The following is a 16,258-nucleotide window of genomic DNA, read 5'->3' as shown; positions in this document are numbered from 1 at the left end:
TGGACCAAGACCGCCGACGAGATCCTCGAACGCCTCAGCTCATATCTGAACAGAATTCCCGACTCAGAAGACTAGGGGGTGTCCTCAAAGTCCCGCCTGGGCTGCGACGCCTGGCACGCACACTCGCGACGTTGTCGGTCGTCAGCGCAGCCCTCCCCCAGGCCCTGCGGGCTGGGAGGTGCCCCCGGCGCTCTCCTCCCTCCGCCTTGCGACTGCACGCACCAGACTCCCCCAGCTACCGCTGGGAGGTGCCCCCGGCAGCCCCCGGCCTGGCGGCCGGACGACGCTACGTTGAAGACACCCCCTAGCGCCCGCCCCGCACCCGGAACCCTCCGGGTGCGGGGGCCGTGTCCCGTCACGTGGTGGCGGTCCGCCGCGCGTACACCTCGATCTCGATCTTCATACGGGGGTCGGCGAGGCCGCACATCAGCATGGTGGCCGCCGGCCGCACCTCGCCGAAGGCGCGGCGCAGGACCGGCCAGCAGGGCTCGAAGTCCTCACGGTCGGGCAGCAGATACCGCACGCGCACCACGTCAGCGAAGGTGCACTTCGCCTCGGCCAGCGCGGCACCGATGTTGCGCAGGCACTGCTCCGCCTGTTCCACGACGTCGTCGGAGATCGTCATGGTGTCGTAGTCAAAGCCGGTCGTCCCTGACACGTGCACCCAGTCGCCGTCGACCACGGCACGGGCGTACCCGATCTGTTCCTCGAACGTCGAACCGCTGAGGATCGCATGTCGCTCTGTCATGCGCCGAACACTAAACGCCCGGCACGGCACGGCTTCGGCAGGCTCCCCTCCCGCATGAGCCGGTCAGCTCAGCGGAACGTCCAGGACGGCCTTGCGGTGGCTGAACGTCGCGAGGGAGTACGGGCCGTGATACGCGCCCATGCCGCTCGCCCCCACGCCGCCGAACGGCAGCTCGGGCACCCGCAGATGGGCCATCGGCAGCCCGAAACCGAGCCCGCCCGAGGACGTCTCCTGGGCCAGCCTGCGCCGGGTCTCCCACGACCCGGTGAACGCGTAGAGCGCCAGCGGCTTGTCCCGGTCGTTGATGAAGGCGATCGCCTCGTTCAGGTCCGCGACCTCGACGAGGGGCAGCACGGGCCCGAAGATCTCCTCGCGCATGACGGGTGCGTCGGGCGACACCTCCGCGAGGACGGTCGGCGCGATGTACTTCGTGGCGCGGTCGCACTGGCCGCCGGTGACGGTGCGTCCGGAGTCGAGCAGCGCGGAGACCCGGTCGAAGTGCCGCTCGTTGACGAGGCGGCCGTAGCCGGGTGAGGCGGCCGGCTCTGACCCGTAGACCTCCTCGACGGCCTTGGCGAGCTCCCCTTCCAGCGCGCGGGCCGTGGCGGGGTCGGCGAGCACGTAGTCGGGCGCGACGCACGTCTGCCCGGCGTTCTGGAACTTGGCCTTCACCAGCCGTCGCGCCGTCTGCCCGAGGTCGGCGTCGCGGTCGACGAACGCGGGCGACTTGCCGCCCAGCTCCAGCGTGACCGGCGTCAGATGCTCGGCCGCCGCGCGCATGACGATGCGGCCGACCGTGCCGTTGCCCGTGTAGAAGATGTGGTCGAAGCGCTGTTCCAGCAGCGCGGTCGTCTCGGGGATGCCGCCCTCGACGACGGCGACGGCGTCGGTGTCGAGGTACTCGGGGAGCAGCCGGGCCAGCACGCACGAGGTGGCGGGTGCCAGTTCGCTGGGCTTGGCCACGACCGCGTTGCCCGCCGCGAGCGCCCCGAGGAGGGGGACGAGGAAGAGCTGCGCGGGGTAGTTCCAGGGCGCGATGACGAGGACGACGCCGAGCGGGTCGTAGCGGGTGCCCGCCGTGGAGCCCTCGGGGAAGCCGGTGAGTGCTTCCGGGGACAGGCTCTCGGGGTACAGCCAGTCCTCCAGGTTGTCCAGGGTGTGGTCGATCTCCCGTACGGGGAAGTCGATCTCGGCCGCGTGCGCCTCGGCCGCGCCCTTGTGCAGGTCCTGGTACAGGGCCTCGGCGAGGTCCTTGTCGTGCTCGGTGAGCAGGGCGCGCAGTTGCCGGAGCTGGCGGACGCGCCACTCCAGGGACTTGGTGCGGCCGGTGCGGAAGGTGCCGCGCAGCCGCGCGACGAGGTCCGCGGCCTGCTCGGGAGCGCTGACGCTCATGTGGTGCTCCTCGGTGTTCCTGTGTGGGGGTGAGGTGGGGGGACGAGGCTGCCGTACGGGTCCAGGCGGTCGGACAGGTGAGGTCGGGTCAGGTCCGGGCGCCCTCCTCCGGCGCTTCCAGCAGGCCGGTGAGCAGCGCGTCGGCGGCGGGGCGCAGAAGGCGCGAGCCGTCGGGTGTCGCCTCCAGGCCGACGACGAGCGCGACGCAGATGTCCGCGGCCTCGGCCGGATCGACCCGCATCCCCCTCGCCCCGCCCGTCTCGTCCGTCTCGCCCGCCCGCGCGGCCTCCGCGAACAGCTCCGTCAGCAGCCGCCGCAGATCGGCGCCGAACCGGTGGCAGATGTCGCCGAACAGACGGCCCTTGGCGTCCAGCAGCTCCACCGTGTGGGGCGAGTCCCCCGCGAGTTCCAGGACGAGGTCCAGCTTGGCGCGCAGGACCCCGTGGATCCGCTCGACGAGCGGGTCCCCCGACGTCGCCGCCCGCCGTGCCCGTTCGAGCGCCCGCGCGTGCAGGCGCTCGGCGAGCCGGGTGACGGCGTCGTCCTTGGACCGCACGTACTGGTACAGCGCCGAGCGGGAGATCCCCATGGCCGTGGCGATGTCGTCCATCGTCGTCCGCCGCACCCCGTACCTGGCCAGGCAGTCGTACGTGGCGTCCAGCACCTCGGTCAGGCGGTCGCTGCCCATCGCGTCAGTCCAGCGCCTTGAGCATCTCGGCGGCGAGCGGCGCGGAGGAGGCGGGGTTCTGGCCCGTGTAGAGGTTGCGGTCGACGACCACCTTCGGCGCCCAGGGCTCGCCCTCCTGGAAGTCGGCGCCGAGCGCGACGAGCCGGTCCTGGAGCAGCCACTTCGCCTTGTCGGCGAAGCCCGCCTGGGCCTCCTCGGCGTTGGTGAAGCCGGTGAGGCGGTAGCCGGTGAAGGGCGAGACGTCGTCGGTGCCCTCGGTCGCGAGGAGCGCGGCGGGCGCGTGGCAGACGATGCCCAGGGGCTTGCCCGCGTGCAGCGTGGCCGTCAGGAGCCGCCCGGAGTCGCCGTCGACGGCCAGGTCCTCCATGGGGCCGTGGCCGCCCGGGTAGAAGACGGCGTCGTAGTCGGCGGGTACGACCTCTTCGAGCTTGACGGGCGAGCGCAGCTCCGTGAACGCGGCCAGCCCCTCGGCGACCGCGTCCGCCGCCTCCTTGCCGCCGTTGGCCTCCGGGGCGAGGCTCCCCTGGTCGACGGTCGGGGTGACGCCGCCCGGGGTGGCCACCACGATCTCGTGCCCGGCCTCGCGGAACGCCTGGTAGGGCGCGACGGCCTCCTCTGCCCAGAAGCCGGTGGGATGCCGGGTTCCGTCGGCGAGCGTCCAGTGCTCGGCGCCGGTGATCACGAACAGGATCTTCGCCATGGTGAGGGCTCCTCAGCTTGCAGTTCGGGGATGTGGGGGTGCGGGGGGGGGTGACACCCTGACGTTCTGCACGCAGAACGTCAGACCGCCACACGTTCGACGGTACGACTCCTCTCCCCCGGAGTCCAACGCCCCCACACCCGAGACCACGGGTCCCCCCGCACGGCGCACCCATCCATGGGCACGCGCGGCCGGAGGAGCCGAAAGAGGGGGCACGCGGGAAGGAAGCAACCTCCCTGCTCAGGCATGTGCCGCTGAGGTATCGGCGGAGAGGGAGGGCGGGGGCCGCGGGAGGGGGTACGGAGGGGGCCTGGCGGCGCCCGAAAGAGGCGCTTTCGGGCGGCTCGGGCGCGGCTCCGGCGGCGGACCGGCCGCCGACCGTACAGGCTCGGGCCGCAGAAGACGAATCGTCACCCCGTACAGGTGAAATGAGCGCATCCCGCTGGCCCCCGACGCGCTGGACGGAGCAAGCTTCGTGATCTCTGGCCGTCCGCCCCTGGCCGCACGTCCGCTCCGAACGACAGATGAGTTAAGAGTTTTGCTGAGCACCTCGCCACTGGAATCCCGCAGCGCGGCCGGTCTCGTACGACGGTGGCGCCAGGCGTCGGAGCCGCGGGAACTCGCCCGTGTCTACGACGAACTGCGCTCCGCGGGGCCCCTGGTACCCACCCCGTGGGGAGCGCTCCTCGTGCCGGGGTACCAGGACTGCCGTCAGGTCCTCCTGGACCGCACCTGGGGCACCCTGACCGCCTCCTGGCGCGAGCGTTTCCGACCGGGCTGGCGCGAGAGCGCGAGCACGGTCGGCCTCTGCCAGACCCCCCTCCAGCAGGATCCGCCCGAGCACACCGCGCGCCGCCGCCCCCTCGCGAAGGCCCTGAGCCCGCGCGCCCTGGGCGACATGGCCGACTCCTTCGCCGCTCCGCTGGCCCTCGAACACGTGCGGGCCTTCGCCGACGAGGTCCGGGCCGAGGGGGTCGCCGATGTCGTCGGCTCCATCTGCCGGCCGCTGCCGACCGCCGTGCTGGCGGGGTTCCTTGGGCTGCCCAAGGACGTCGACCTGGAGTGGCTGGCCACCGAGAGCCTGGCCATGGTGCGGATCGAGGAGCTGGCCAGTCCGCCGAGCGTCGTACGGCGGGCCGACGAGGCCGCCACCGCGCTCCTGGAGCGCTACGACCAGCTTCTGGCCGAGCGGCTGCGGCAGCCGGAGGGCGACGATCTGCTCTTCCACTGGGCGAAGGGCGATCCCTCGGGCAGCCGCTATCTGCTGCTGACCCTGTTCTCCGCCGGGGTGCCCACGACGGCGGCACTGCTGGCCAGCCTCGCGCACGCGCTGATCACCCGCCCCGCCCTTGCTGAAAGGATCCGGCAGGAACCGGACTTCTCGGACCGGGTCGTGGACGAGGTGCTGCGCTGGGACCCTCCGGGCCGGCTCGTGACCCGGGTCGCCGGGGCCGAGACCGAGCTGGGCGGGCGGGTGCTGCCCGAGGGCCAGGTGGTCCACGCGCTCATCGGCGCGGCGCACCGTGACCCGGCGGAGTTCCACGATCCGCACACCTTCCTCCCCCGGCAGGCGCCGCAGCCGCAGCGACTCCTCGCCTTCGGCTCGGGGCTGCACTACTGCCCCGGCACCCATCTCGCCCGCGCCCAGGCCGTCGCGTTCGCGCGGGGTTTCGCCGCCGAGCTGCCGGGCGCACGCGCTGCCGGAACCCCGGAGCGGCACGCCGGACCGAGCATGACCGACATCACCCGACTCCCCGTCACGCTGGCGCCGCCGACCACGTCGGACACGTCGAGCACGTCACGTACGTCAAGCACGTCGACCGCCTAGCGGACGGGACCACAGGAGATCACCTATGCCCGACATCTTCGACAAGCACCTGCCGTCCCTCGCCCGGGACATGACCGGCGAGGGCCCCCGGCCGTTCTACCGGGCCATGGCATCCGGGGACGGCGAAGCCCTGGTCGAGGGCGTGCGCGTGGTCATGACGGCGTGCAACGACTACCTCGGACTCTCCGGCGACCCGCGCGTGACGGCGGCGGCGGCCAAGGCCCTGGACCTGTACGGGGCGTCGTGCTCGGGCAGCAGGCTGGTATGCGGGACGCTGCCCGAGCACGAGGAGCTGGAGTCGCGGCTGGCCGCCTTCCTGGGCTGCGACGAGGCGATCGTCACCACCACGGGATTCCAGGCGAACCTGGCGCTGACCCCGCTGTTCGGCGCGGCCGACCTCGTCTTCAGCGACATGGCCAACCACGCATCGCTCGTGGACGCCATCCGCCTCGGTGCCGCGGGCAAGCGCCTCTACCGGCACTCGGACATGGAACATCTCGCCGCCGAGCTGTCGCAGGCCGACCCCGGCGCGGGCAAGGCGATCGTCACCGACGGGCTGTTCTCCATGGAGGGCGACCTGTGCCGCCTGCCCGAACTGCACGCGCTCGCACGCCGCCACGGCGCCCGGCTGATCGTGGACGGCGCGCACGACATCGGGCTGCTGGGCGCGGGCGGCCGGGGCGTGGCCGAGCACTTCGGGCTGCCGGAAGCGGTGGACCTGCGCACCGGCACCCTCTCCAAGTGCTTCGGCTCGATCGGCGGCGTGCTCGCGGGGCCCGCCGACGTCATCGGGTATCTGCGCTACACGGCGCGTCCGGTGATCTTCTCCGCCTCCATGCCGCCCGCCGCGCTGGCGGCTGCCCTCGCCGCGCTGGAGATCATCCAGGCGGAGCCCGAGCGGCGCACCCGCGCCTTCGAGCTGGCCGCGCTGCTCAACGAGGGGCTGCGCGAACTCGGCTTCGACACCGGCGAGTCGGCGACCCCGATCGTGCCCGTGCACATCGGTGACGCGGGGCTGTGCGGGCGCATGTGGCAGGAGGTGCTGGACGAGGGCGTGTTCACGCACGCGGTGGTGGCTCCGGCCGTGCCCCACGGGCAGGCCCTGATCCGGCTCTCCCTCCAGGCCACCCACACCGAGGAGCACCTGGACCGCATCCTCGACGCGTTCGCCGCCGCCGGCCGCCGCCTCGGCATGATCCCCGGCCCGGCCCACGCCCCCGGCGGCGCGGGAGCGTCGTCCGGGCGCACGCGGACCGGCACACAGGCCGGGGCCGTCGCGCCCCGGCCCTCGATCGGCGCACAGCGAGGCGCCCTTGGCAAACAGGAGGTGAGTGTCCGATGACCCTCACCATCACCCAGGCGGACGGCCGTCCCGACATCACCGCGTTCATCCGGTTCCCCTACGACCTCTACCACGAGGACCCGCTCTGGGTGGCGCCGCTGGAGCGTGAACGCCGGGCCTTCCTCGACCCGCGCCGCAACCCGTTCCACGACTTCGGCAGTGTCCGGCTCTTCCTGGCGCGGCGCGGCAGAACCGTCGTCGGCCGGATCGCGGCCGTCGTGGACCCGCGCTACAACGAGCGGCACGACCCCAAGTGCGGCCATTTCGGGCTCTTCGAGTGCGTGGAGGACAGCACGGTGGCCGCAGCACTCTTCGGCGCGGCGGCCGAGTGGCTGAGCGAGCGCGGGATGACCAGGATCCTGGGGCCGCTCAGTCTGACCACGAACGACGAGTGCGGGGTCCTGGTCGACGGCTTCGACTCGCCGCCCACGATGCTGATGCCGCACAACCCCCCGTACTACGCGCACCTGCTGACCGACTGCGGCTTCACCAAGGCCAAGGACCTGCTGTCGTGGCGCATCCCGATGCCGCCCGACGGGGAGCCGCCCGCCGCCATCCGCAGGGTGGCCGACCGCGCGCTGAGCGCGCCGGGCGTACGGGTCAGACCGCTGGACCCCAAGCGGTTCGAGGCGGACATGGCGGCCGTCAAGGACATCTACAACGACGCCTGGGCCGAGAACTACGCCGCCGTCCCCATGACCGACAGGGAGTTCGCCCACACGGTGCGCAAGCTGAAGCCCGTACTCCGTCCCGAGCTGCTGCAACTGGTCGAGGTGCACGGCGAGCCCGCCGGATTCACCCTCTGGCTGCCCGACGCGAACCAGGCGCTGCGCGCGGCGCGCGGGCGGCTGACGACCCTGGGCCTGCCCGTGGGGCTCCTCCGCATCAACCGTGCCTCCCGCCGCATCACCCGCACCCGCGGCGTCACCTCGGGCATCAAGAAGGAGCACCGCAACCGCAGCCTCGCGGCGGCCCTGTTCACGCAGGCCCAGCGCGCGGCCTTCCGGCTCGGCTACACGGAGAGCGAGCTGTCCTGGATCCTGGAGGACAACCACCACGCGAACCGGTACGCCAAGGCCACCGGCGGCATCCACTTCCGCACGCACCGGCTCTACGAGCGCGTCGACGGATGAGGTACCTCGTCACCGGCGCGACCGGTTTCATCGGACAGCGGCTCATCGGCCACCTCACCGGCGGCGGACACGAGGTCACGGCGCTGGTGCGCGACGCCGGGCGGCGCGTGCCCGCAGCCGCGCGACGTGTCCCCGGGGCGCGTACGGCCCAGGGCGACCTGGTCACGGGGGCCGGGCTCACGACGGCCGTCGAGGAAGCGGAGTGCGTGATCCATCTGGCCGGGGCGACCGCGGCGGCCACCTCGCGCGGCTACGCGACGGTCAACGTGGACGGGACCAGGCGGCTGTGTGCCGCACTGGCCGTGCTGCCGCGCCCGCCCCGGCTGGTGCACTGCTCCTCGCTGGCGGCGCTCGGGCCAGGGCGGCTGCTACGGGAAAGCGCACGTCCCGCGCCGGTCTCCGCCTACGGGCGCAGCAAGCTGGGCGGCGAGCGGGCGGTGCGCGCGGTGGCCGACCGGGTGCCGGGGGTCGTCGTGCGTCCGCCCATCGTCTACGGTCCGGGCGACCGCGAGTTCGTGCCCCGGCTGGTGAAGGCCGTGCGCGCGGGCTGGCTGCCCGCCGTCGGCGGCCCCGGGCCCCGGCACTACTCCCTGGTGCACGTGGACGACCTGTGCCGGGGGCTGCTCAGGGCCGCAGAGAGCGGCGTGCCGGGTACGACGTACCACGTCAGCGACGGCGTCGAGCACCGCTGGGAGGACATCGGCGCCGCCGTCGCGCGGACGCTGGGGCGGCAGCCGCCGCGGGTGCGGCACATTCCACGCCCGCTGGCCGCGCCCGTGGCCCGGCTCGCGCAGCTCACGGGCACGTCCGTGGTCAACCGGGACAAGGTCGCCGAGGCCGTGCACCCCGCGTGGACGTGCGCGACCGAACACCCCGAGCGGAGCTGGGGGTTCAGCCCGTCCGTGACGCTGGACGAGGGTCTGGCATCCGTGCTCGCCCCGTACGCCGACGCGCGGAAGGGGTGAGCGCCGCCATGCGCCGACGGCTCTCGCCGACCGAGCGGTTCGTGTGGGCGGCGGGCGAGGCGCTTCCCGTCAACTTCGCGCTGGTCGCGCGGATCCGGGGGCGCACGACGCCCAATCTGCTGTGCGAGGCTCTGTCCGCCGCCCGCCGGCGGCATCCGCTGCTGGGGGCCCGGATCGGGGATCCGGGCCGCTGGCAGGCGTGGCTGACCACGCGGGGCACGCCGGAGCCCCAACTGCGCGTCGTCCGTGCGACGGCCGGGTCGCGGGGTGCGAGCGCGGACGGCGACGAGGGCGCGCAGGGCGCGGGAGGTGCGGAGGGCTGGACGCGGGTGCTGGAGGAGGAGCTTCAGCGCCGTTTCGACACCGAGGCGGGCCCGCTGGCGCGGTTCGTGATGGTGGACCACGGCGACGCGTTCGACCTCGTCGCGATCTACCACCACCTCGTCGCCGACGGCCTGTCCGCCTGCTTCGTCCTGCGCGACATCCTGCGCTACCTCACGGCCCCCGAGCCCCTGCCCGTGGTGCGCCCCCTCGTCGCCCCGCCCGCCGACGACCTGCTCCCCGGGCCCCGCGCCCGCCTCTCCGACCTGCGTACGGTGGCGCGCCAGATGCGCGAGGGCGGCAGGCCCTCGCGCACGGGCGGACAGCTGGCCGCGCGCACCTGGTCGCTGGCGGCCTGGGAGACATCCGCGCTCGTGACCCGCTGCCGCGCGGAGGGGACGACGCTCCAGGCGGCCCTCAACACGGCCTTCGCACGCGCCCTCGCCGACCTCGGCAGCGCCGCACCGGCCACCATCGCCGTCCCCGCCGATCTGCGGCGCACCCTGAGCCCGTCCCCTGGCGAGGCCCTGGGCCTGTACGCGACGACCCTGCTGAACACCGTCGACGGTGCCGCCCTGTCCACGTACTGGGAGACGGCACGCGACGCGTACGCCGACATCCGGCGGCGGCTGCGCCTCGAGGAGCTGCTCCCGTTCGTCCGGGTCTACCGTCTGCTGCCCTTCCTGCCCCGCGCGACCGTGAGCAAGGCGCTGTGGCGCAGCGAGTCCGAGCAGGCCCGCTTCGACCTCTCCCTGAGCACCATGCGCCCCGGCATCCCCTCCCGCTACGGGCCGCTGTGCCTGGAAGCCGTGCACTGCCTCGCCCACACCAGCCTCTCGGGGGCCCCGCTGATCACCGCGATCCGCAAGGACGGCCGCCTCTTCTTCGGCGCCGTCTCGACGGACGGCCAGCGCACGGCCGAGCTGTGCGCCCACGCCATGTCCCACCTGCGTCAGGCGGTCACGGCCGCACTGTGGCCCTCGCCGAGCGGCGGGCGCTGAGAGGGCGGGGACGGAAGGACGGGCCGGAGGAGGCCGGCGACGCTCCGATGGGTCCGGCGGTGTTGCCGGGCCGGGTGGGGGTGCCGAGGGTGGGCTCATGATGCGTCCCGCGAACACCCTCGGCGAGGGCGGTACGACCGTCGTCTACGGCTCGCCCTCGGCACAGCGCGTCCTGCACGTCTACGCCGATCCGCGCTGCCCCTACTGCAAGCGGATGGACGTCGCCCTCGGCGACACCATGCGGCGGCTGGCCGACGACGGGCACCTCACGCTCTACCACCACTTCGCGGCCTTCCTCGACGACGCGCTCGGCGGCAGCGGCTCGCACCGCGCGCTCAACGCGCTCGGGGCCGCAGCCGACGTGGGCCAGGTCCCCTTTCTGGCGTATCTGCGGACGCTGTTCGCCCACCAGCCGCCCGAGGACTTCGACGGCTTCGCCTCCCCGGAGACGCTGCTCATGCTGGCCGGGGAGGTGGCGGGGCTGCGCTCGGCCGAGTTCGACGAGGCGGTGCTCCAGTTGCGCTACCGGGAGTGGGCTGACCGGGTCGCCGCCGCCTTCGAGGCCAGCGGGGTGACGGCCACGCCCACGGTGCTGCTGGACGGCGCGCCGGTGACGGTGCTGGGGAGCACGGGGCACGCGGTGGCGCCGGAGGAGTTCCTGTGGCAGCTCGGGCTCGGGCGCTGAGGGCCCCGGCACGCCGCAGGGCGCCCGCCTGGGGGTGATTTCCGGCGGACGCCCTGTGGTGACCTGTGCCGGCCCGCGCTGGCCTGTGCTGGCCCGCGCTGGCCTGCACTGGCCTGTGCTGGTGGCTCAGCCCTCCGGCGGGAAGCGGAGCAGGCCGCCGACGCCGTCGGCGAGCCCCGTGCCCTCGGGGACCAGTGCGAAGGAGGCGCTGGTCTCGGCCGCGACCTTGAGCAGGAGCGCCTCCCGCTTGGCCTTGGCGCCGTCCTCGAACAGGAGCGTGTCCAGCGCGCCCATCTCGGCGGCCTTGACCACGTCGGGGTCACCCTTGGCGGCCCGGCCGTGCGCCAGGCCCTCCTCCAGCTGGGAGACCCAGTGGCGGGCCGACTCCTCGCTCTTCTCGCCGACGATCCGCAGCACCTCGTCGGCCAGCGCCTCCTCGGCGCCCCGGTCGCCGCTGCCGCCGCGGTCGGTCTCGGCCAGGATGTCCGTCAGCTCGCCCGGCAGTTCCTCGCGCACGGCCGTGCGGCCCTGCACCTCACCGGCGAGGATCAGCACCCGGGGGTGGAAGGCCGAGGCCGCGCGCTCCACCTTGGCCGCGATGTCCTTCGCGTTCTGGCTGACGGCCTCGTCGGCGCGGCGCTGGATGCGGCGGTGCGAGAGCGCGCCCTCGCGGGTGTGGTTCGGCTCCTCGACGGCGCTGCCGCGCGCCTCTTCGCGGGACAGCTCCTCGGGGACGTGCTGCTCGGCGACCACCAGACGGCGCAGCTCGGCGTGCTCCTGCCCGGCGATGACGAGCAGCGCCCTGACCGCGTTGGCGCCCTCCCTGATGTACGGGCCCAGCTCGGGCAGGACGCCGGAGTGGGCCGCGTCGCCCCGGCCGAGTGCCGCGTCCCAGGGCTCGTCGAGGACGACGCCGTCAGCGGCCGAGGTGACGATGACACGGCCGTTGGCCTGCTCCTCACCGGCTTCGCTCGCGGCGAGCGCTGTCTCCACCGCGTCGAGCGCCTTCGGGTCCGCGTCCTCGTTCTCCAGCCGTGAGCGCAGGGCCTGCCAGCGGAGCCGTACCTGCTTCGCGGCGTCCTCCCCCGGGGAGCGACCCTCCAGGTAGACCGTCACGAAAGGCCCTTCGTGGGCGTACACGGACTTCAGTCGGTTCAGCTCCATGACCTACCTCAATTGACGCGGAACATTACGCAATGACCGTTATTGCCGCTTTCTTGGTCGATGGTACGTACCGCCCGGGAACTCCACAGTTCCGGCACGGCGTCCACCGTCCCGTCCGGCGGCTGCCCCGGTCACGGCGCACGGGTACCTCACGAGCGCGCCGCGTAACACCCACGGGCCCTGTGGACGGCGGCCGGGCCGCACGTCGGAACACGTCGGAACCGCGTCAGAACGCGCCGGCACGCCTCAGAAGCTGACCGCGACACCGATGTGCGGGCGCTTCCCGAGGCGCAGCAACGCGCCGCCCGAGTCGACGAGGCGGAACTGCCACCCGTACTTACGGGCCATCGCCCTCCGCACCCGCTTCAGCTCCCCTTCCCCGTCCATGAGCCGGGCCCGCCCCGTCACCGGCACCGCACCCTCGGCCGTCCCGCCACGCGCGTCGCACGGGGTCACGGTGACGTGGCCGTCCCTGCGCAGGCGCTTGACCTTGCCGCTGTCGGCACGCGTCCAGACGAGGAGTTCGGCGCCGTCCTCCACCGCCCACACGGGGGTGGCCACCGGAGTGCCGTCACGGCGGTGGGTCACGAGGCTGACGTAGCGGCTGTCGGCGATGTCACGGGGAGTCATGCTCCGACCCTACGGTCCCCGGCCGGGCGTGCGGAGGTGCCCCGTACCGCCCTCCGTGCGGTTGCGGGCCCGTCGCGGCGCCCGCATGGTCGGCTTACGGGCGCCGTGCGGAACCGGTCCGGGTTCCGGTGGCGCCCGCCCACTCCCGCCCATACGAGGAGGCGCCGTGAGGACCGAGGTGTCGTGGTGTGCCGCGACCGCCGGGAGCACCCGCTCCGGGCGGCCCGCCGTGCCGTGGACGACGGGGAGGAGTGCGGCGTGAGCACGCGCGTGAACGTGAAGTCGCTGGGCCAGGGCTACGCGCTGGACCTGGGCACGGCCACCACCCGTATCGACTCCGGCGAGCAGCGGTTCACCCAGTCGACGGCCCTCGCGGTGGACACGAAGGACGACAGGGTCCTGGCGGTCGGCGACAAGGCCCGCTGGATGGAGGGCCGTACGCCCGAACGGCTCAAGGTGCTGTACCCGGTGCAGGCCGGGCTCGTGGCCGACGACCAGAACGCCACGCGCCTGCTGCGCATGCTGCTGCGCGAGAGCGGGTTCGGCCCGTCGCGGAACCGCAAGTGGGCGGTGGTCTGCGCCCCCGCGCAGACGTCCGAGATCGCGGTGCGCTCGCTGTCCAAGGTCTGCCACGCGGTCGGCATGGGGAAGGTCAGGCTGCTGCCGCGCCCGCTGGCGGCGGCGATCGGCCTGGGCATCGACGTGTACCAGCCGCGCGGGGCGCTCATCGTCGACATCGGCGCGGGCGGTACGGACATCACGATCGTCTCCATGGGCGGCGTCGTGCTCACGGGCCGCTCCACCGTGTGCGGGCAGAGCCTGGACGGGGTGATCGCCCGGCATCTGCGCGAGCAGTACAACCTCGCGCTGGCCACCCGCGGGGCCGAGAAGATCAAGACCGCGCTCGCGGAGGCCGGTGCGCCCGGCTGCCGGCTGGAGATCCGGGGGCTCGACGTCGCGACGGGCGTGCCGCGCAGCCTCGTCGTCCCCCCTGCGGAACTCCAGGAGATCGTGGAACACCACCTGGGGACCCTCGCCAAGACGGTCTCGGCGACCCTGGAGCGGGCGCCGATCGAGATCATCGACGACATCTGCGACTCCGGGCTCGTCATGACGGGGCACGCCGCGCTGCTGCACGGCCTCGAAGAGGCGTTCCGCAAGGCGGTCGGCCTGCCCGTGCACATCGCCGAGAACCCGGACGTCGCCGCGATCAACGGCGCCGCGCACCTGCTGCGGAATCCCTGGCTCCTGGAGGAGCTGGACGACGTGACGATCCGCTGAGCGGCCTCCGCACTTCGGTATCCGGACCGGGCGCCCGGGCCCCGGTGCCCTGAATCGAGCGCTCCCGACAAGGTCGGCCTTGCCATTTCCCTCGCGGATAACTTACGGTCTCGTAACCTACGGACCCGTAGGATTGGCATCCCGGAAAGCACCGGGAAAACCCGCCGTCCCCCATCGTCAGGAGCCGCCGTGACCCTTTCCAGCACCCAGCACGCAGGTACGCACGAGTGGACGGACACCCGCCTGCTGTACGCCCTGGAAGAGGTGGTGGAGAAGGAGCTGAACCGGCACCTTTCGGTCGCCAAGGACTGGATGCCGCACACCTACGTTCCCTGGAGCGACGGCCGCAACTTCGACGGCCCGCTCGACGGGGAGCCGTGGGCGCCGGACCAGTCCAAGGTCACCGATGTCGGGCGTATCGCGCTGGTCGTCAACCTGCTCACCGAGGACAACCTCCCCTCCTACCACCACGAGATCGCCACCCTCTTCGGCCGCGACGGCGCCTGGGGCACCTGGGTGCACCGCTGGACGGCCGAGGAGGGGCGGCACGGCATCGTGATGCGCGACTATCTGCTGGCCTCGCGCGCCGTGGACCCCGTCGAGCTGGAGAACTTCCGCATGGCGCACATGTCGGAGGGCTTCGAGTCCGACAACCGGCACAGCATGCTGCACTCGGTCGCCTACGTCGCCTTCCAGGAACTGGCCACCCGCATCTCGCACCGCAACACGGGCCACCAGTCGGGTGACCCGGTCTGCGACCGCATGCTCGCCCGCATCGCCACGGACGAGAACCTGCACATGATCTTCTACCGCAACCTGCTGGGCGCGGCCTTCGAGATCGCGCCCGATCTGACGATGCAGGCGGTGCGCGATGTGGTCGTCAACTTCCGGATGCCGGGACACGGCATGCCCGGCTTCGAGCGCGCGGCGGCCCGCATGGCCATAGGCGGCATCTACAACCTGCGCATCCACCACGACGACGTCATCCAGCCCGTCCTCCGCTTCCTCAAGGTCCTCCAGATCGACGGGCTGGGCCCCGAGGGTCTGAAGGCCCAGGAGGAGCTGGGGCTGTACATGTCCGGACTGGACGGCGAGGCCCGCAAGTTCGACGAGCGGCTCGCCGCGCGCAACGCCAGGAAGGCGGCGCGCGCGGAGGCGTGAGCCGGTCAGAGGGCGGTCAGGGCGGTGTGTCCAGCCTGCCGGTGACCCACGCGTGGAACTCGCCGATGTGGTGCTCGCTGGGGACGAGCACCCCGCCGTCGCCGTAGACACGCGAGTCCATGGCGGGCTGGGTGCGCTCGCACGCCTCGAAGTCCTGCGTGTTGACGCGGTGGAAGAGTTCGACGGAGCGGGAGAGGTCGGCGCCGGAGGCGACGACCTCGGGCGCGTAGAGCCAGTCGCACTCCACCACCGTCCGCTCGTGCGAGAGCGGGAACATCCGGTGCAGGATCACATGGTCGGGGACGAGGTTGACGAAGACCTGGGGCCGCACGGTGATCGCGTAGTAGCGGCGGTCGTGCGCTTCGGGCACCTCGGGGAGGCGCCCGAAGCCCGCGCCGCCGTCCACCGTGAAGCCCTCGGCGCTCTCGGCGAACTCAGGCCCGTGGCCCACGTAGAACTGCGCCGCGAACCCGTCTGCGAACTCCGGCAGCACCTCGGTGAGTTCGGGGTGGATGGTGGCGCAGTGGTAGCACTCCATGAAGTTCTCGATGATGAGTTTCCAGTTGGCCCGCACGTCGTAGGTGACGCGCCTGCCCAGGGCCAGTTGCTCCGGCCGGTAGTGGCCGATCACCCCGGCGTCGCCGAGCCGTTCGGCGACGTCGCGCAGCACCGTCTCCTCGAAGGAGGGCGGCTCCTCGGCCACGCACACCCACACGTAGCCGAGCCATTCGCGCACGTGGAGGCCGCGCAGTCCGTACGCGCCGCGGTCGACGTCGGGCATGCTGGTGAGGTTGGGCGCGGCGATGAGTTTGCCGTCCAGGTCGTAGGTCCAGGCGTGGTAGGGGCATTGGAGGTTGCGCCGCACCTCCCCCGACTCCTGGGTGCACAGGCGGGCGCCGCGGTGCCTGCACACGTTGAGGAAGGCCCGGATCCCGCCGCGCCTGTTGCGGGTCACCAGGACGTTCTCGCGGCCGATCTGGACGGTGCGGAAGGCGCCGGGGCGGTCGAGGTCACCGGCGCGTACGGCGCAGAACCACAGGGACTCGAAGATCCGCTCCTGTTCGGCGCGGAAGATCTCAGGGTCGGTGTAGGCGCGGCCGGGGAGGGTGGGGAGCAGGCTGGGCGCGGCGTCCTCGTCCTGCTCCGGGCCGCCGGTGCCGGTGCCGGTGCCGGTGCCGGTGCCGGCCAGTGGAACGGTGGTCATGGGGGCCTCGGTCTC

The 16,258-nt window shown here is 72.8% G+C and carries 14 protein-coding genes and 1 pseudogene; 8 read left to right on the top strand and 7 right to left on the bottom strand.

The annotated features are described in order from the left end of the window. Positions 1 to 355: 355 nt before the first annotated feature. The 4 genes and pseudogenes from ACYVOO_RS08435 to ACYVOO_RS08420 all read right to left on the bottom strand — a co-directional run bounded on the left by ACYVOO_RS08435 (position 356) and on the right by ACYVOO_RS08420 (position 3,528). On the bottom strand, positions 356 to 748 hold the full coding sequence (locus ACYVOO_RS08435; RefSeq protein WP_461015003.1) for a RidA family protein: 393 nt from the start codon (positions 746 to 748) through the stop codon (positions 356 to 358). Positions 749 to 811: 63 nt separating this feature from the next. Further along, the gene (locus tag ACYVOO_RS08430; RefSeq protein ID WP_461015006.1) at positions 812 to 2,371 is read right to left on the bottom strand and encodes an aldehyde dehydrogenase family protein; all 1,560 of its coding nucleotides are present in this window, start codon (positions 2,369 to 2,371) and stop codon (positions 812 to 814) included. Positions 2,372 to 2,690: 319 nt separating this feature from the next. Further along, positions 2,691 to 2,828 (bottom strand): annotated as a pseudogene (locus tag ACYVOO_RS08425) (TetR/AcrR family transcriptional regulator); the annotation flags it as partial. 4 nt (positions 2,829 to 2,832) lie between these two features. Then, positions 2,833 to 3,528, bottom strand: a complete 696-nt coding sequence (locus tag ACYVOO_RS08420; RefSeq protein WP_461015002.1) for a type 1 glutamine amidotransferase domain-containing protein — start codon at positions 3,526 to 3,528, stop codon at positions 2,833 to 2,835. Between the two features lie 538 nt (positions 3,529 to 4,066). On the opposite strand from ACYVOO_RS08420, the gene ACYVOO_RS08415 reads away from it, so the two are divergent. From ACYVOO_RS08415 to ACYVOO_RS08390, 6 genes are all read left to right on the top strand, one after another. Continuing rightward, entirely contained in the window at positions 4,067 to 5,356 is a 1,290-nt protein-coding gene (locus ACYVOO_RS08415; protein WP_461015001.1) for a cytochrome P450, read from the top strand. 25 nt (positions 5,357 to 5,381) lie between these two features. After that, a complete protein-coding gene (locus ACYVOO_RS08410; protein ID WP_461015000.1) occupies positions 5,382 to 6,698 on the top strand; it encodes an aminotransferase class I/II-fold pyridoxal phosphate-dependent enzyme in 1,317 nt (438 codons plus the stop codon). Next, the gene (locus ACYVOO_RS08405; RefSeq protein ID WP_453345796.1) at positions 6,695 to 7,831 is read left to right on the top strand and encodes a GNAT family N-acetyltransferase; all 1,137 of its coding nucleotides are present in this window, start codon (positions 6,695 to 6,697) and stop codon (positions 7,829 to 7,831) included. Before ACYVOO_RS08410 ends, ACYVOO_RS08405 begins: the two co-directional genes overlap by 4 nt. Next, positions 7,828 to 8,796 (top strand): NAD-dependent epimerase/dehydratase family protein, encoded by a 969-nt coding sequence (locus tag ACYVOO_RS08400; protein WP_461014999.1) that lies wholly within the window; start codon positions 7,828 to 7,830, stop codon positions 8,794 to 8,796. The genes ACYVOO_RS08405 and ACYVOO_RS08400 overlap by 4 nt, the downstream gene beginning before the upstream one ends. Positions 8,797 to 8,804: 8 nt before the next feature. Further along, positions 8,805 to 10,118, top strand: a complete 1,314-nt coding sequence (locus ACYVOO_RS08395) for a hypothetical protein (protein WP_461014998.1) — start codon at positions 8,805 to 8,807, stop codon at positions 10,116 to 10,118. Positions 10,119 to 10,215: 97 nt separating this feature from the next. Then, a complete protein-coding gene (locus ACYVOO_RS08390; RefSeq protein WP_461014997.1) occupies positions 10,216 to 10,803 on the top strand; it encodes a DsbA family protein in 588 nt (195 codons plus the stop codon). A gap of 126 nt (positions 10,804 to 10,929) precedes the next feature. Here ACYVOO_RS08390 and ACYVOO_RS08385 read toward each other — a convergent pair whose 3' ends face one another. Beyond that, the gene (locus ACYVOO_RS08385) at positions 10,930 to 11,967 is read right to left on the bottom strand and encodes a baeRF2 domain-containing protein (RefSeq protein ID WP_461014996.1); all 1,038 of its coding nucleotides are present in this window, start codon (positions 11,965 to 11,967) and stop codon (positions 10,930 to 10,932) included. Between the two features lie 246 nt (positions 11,968 to 12,213). Beyond that, complete coding sequence (locus ACYVOO_RS08380; RefSeq protein WP_461014995.1) at positions 12,214 to 12,597, bottom strand: PPOX class F420-dependent oxidoreductase; 384 nt, start codon at positions 12,595 to 12,597, stop codon at positions 12,214 to 12,216. A 258-nt stretch (positions 12,598 to 12,855) separates the two neighbouring features. Between ACYVOO_RS08380 and ACYVOO_RS08375 the strand changes: the two genes are divergently transcribed. Both ACYVOO_RS08375 and ACYVOO_RS08370 read left to right on the top strand, forming a co-directional pair. Continuing rightward, a complete protein-coding gene (locus ACYVOO_RS08375) occupies positions 12,856 to 13,878 on the top strand; it encodes a rod shape-determining protein (protein ID WP_453345789.1) in 1,023 nt (340 codons plus the stop codon). Between the two features lie 189 nt (positions 13,879 to 14,067). Further along, positions 14,068 to 15,039: an acyl-ACP desaturase gene (locus tag ACYVOO_RS08370; protein WP_453345788.1), complete on the top strand. Its 972-nt coding sequence runs from the start codon at positions 14,068 to 14,070 to the stop codon at positions 15,037 to 15,039. Between the two features lie 16 nt (positions 15,040 to 15,055). Here ACYVOO_RS08370 and ACYVOO_RS08365 read toward each other — a convergent pair whose 3' ends face one another. Then, entirely contained in the window at positions 15,056 to 16,243 is a 1,188-nt protein-coding gene (locus ACYVOO_RS08365) for an aromatic ring-hydroxylating oxygenase subunit alpha (protein WP_461014994.1), read from the bottom strand. Between the last annotated feature and the right edge of the window lie 15 nt (positions 16,244 to 16,258).

Source organism: Streptomyces daliensis (genome assembly GCF_054782395.1).
This window is presented reverse-complemented; position numbering and strand designations above follow the sequence as displayed.

Excerpts from the sequence above, each read along its gene's own strand:
- ACYVOO_RS08365 (WP_461014994.1), bottom strand. The coding sequence starts at position 16,243 with ATGACCACCGTTCCACTGGCCGGCACCGGCACCGGCACCGGCACCGGC.
- ACYVOO_RS08395 (WP_461014998.1), top strand. The coding sequence starts at position 8,805 with ATGCGCCGACGGCTCTCGCCGACCGAGCGGTTCGTGTGGGCGGCGGGC.
- ACYVOO_RS08410 (WP_461015000.1), top strand. The coding sequence starts at position 5,382 with ATGCCCGACATCTTCGACAAGCACCTGCCGTCCCTCGCCCGGGACATG.
- ACYVOO_RS08390 (WP_461014997.1), top strand. The coding sequence starts at position 10,216 with ATGATGCGTCCCGCGAACACCCTCGGCGAGGGCGGTACGACCGTCGTC.
- ACYVOO_RS08420 (WP_461015002.1), bottom strand. The coding sequence starts at position 3,528 with ATGGCGAAGATCCTGTTCGTGATCACCGGCGCCGAGCACTGGACGCTC.
- ACYVOO_RS08405 (WP_453345796.1), top strand. The coding sequence starts at position 6,695 with ATGACCCTCACCATCACCCAGGCGGACGGCCGTCCCGACATCACCGCG.
- ACYVOO_RS08400 (WP_461014999.1), top strand. The coding sequence starts at position 7,828 with ATGAGGTACCTCGTCACCGGCGCGACCGGTTTCATCGGACAGCGGCTC.
- ACYVOO_RS08435 (WP_461015003.1), bottom strand. The coding sequence starts at position 748 with ATGACAGAGCGACATGCGATCCTCAGCGGTTCGACGTTCGAGGAACAG.
- ACYVOO_RS08385 (WP_461014996.1), bottom strand. The coding sequence starts at position 11,967 with ATGGAGCTGAACCGACTGAAGTCCGTGTACGCCCACGAAGGGCCTTTC.
- ACYVOO_RS08380 (WP_461014995.1), bottom strand. The coding sequence starts at position 12,597 with ATGACTCCCCGTGACATCGCCGACAGCCGCTACGTCAGCCTCGTGACC.